We start from the raw sequence: 647 nt of genomic DNA, 5'->3' as shown, positions 1-647 counted from the left end.
GCTCGATGCAAAGCCGCTGTATTGAAGAAGACCAGCACAAACTCTATGCGTTTAGTGAGACGCTGCAAAGTGCCGGTGAGCGGATGGTACAGGTGCAACAAAAAGGCGGTCGCAAAGCCAGAGTTGCGCACTGCGATATCCGCTTTGCGCCCATTACCGTGAAAGTTCCGGCGAATAAAACGGGCCAGTCAGTGCCGCTGTTTTATGTGGGTTGTCAGGAGAAAGACAGCGCAGATGGCCTCTGTTGGCACCTGCTGACGACTGAGGTAGTCACAACAGCAGAGCAAGCGCAACAAATTCTTGATTACTACGAGCGCCGCTGGCTGATTGAAGACTTCCATAAATCCTGGAAAACGGGCGGTACGCAGGTGGAAGACTTACGGCTGCAAAGCAAAGATAATCTGGAGCGGATGATTGTGATTCTGGCATTTATCGCCACACGTATCCAGCAACTACGTTGTTACGCAGGCCAGGCTGAACAAGCGAAAAAACGGCCTTGCGATAGCCTGTTAAGCCCATTGGCCTGGAAGTTGTTATGGCTAAAGACGGAAAAAAGCCAACCGCCCGAACAAGTCCCCAGTGTGCATTGGGCTTATCTAAGATTAGGAAAACTCGCGGGCTGGAATGACAGCAAACGAAGCGGAATT

The 647-nt window shown here is 51.3% G+C and carries 1 protein-coding gene; it reads left to right on the top strand.

Annotation, left to right across the window (positions count from 1 at the left end; all coding sequences use genetic code 11):
* Positions 1 to 647: IS4 family transposase (locus tag KO531_RS22190; RefSeq protein ID WP_219252246.1), on the top strand; the 647-nt coding region annotated here is incomplete at both ends.

It is taken from the genome of Shewanella sp. NKUCC06_TVS (assembly GCF_019345515.1).
In the GTDB taxonomy this organism is placed as follows: Bacteria; Pseudomonadota; Gammaproteobacteria; order Enterobacterales; family Shewanellaceae; genus Shewanella; species Shewanella oncorhynchi.
The sequence above is the reverse complement of the archived record's forward strand: the minus strand, read 5'-3'. Positions and strand labels throughout refer to the sequence as shown.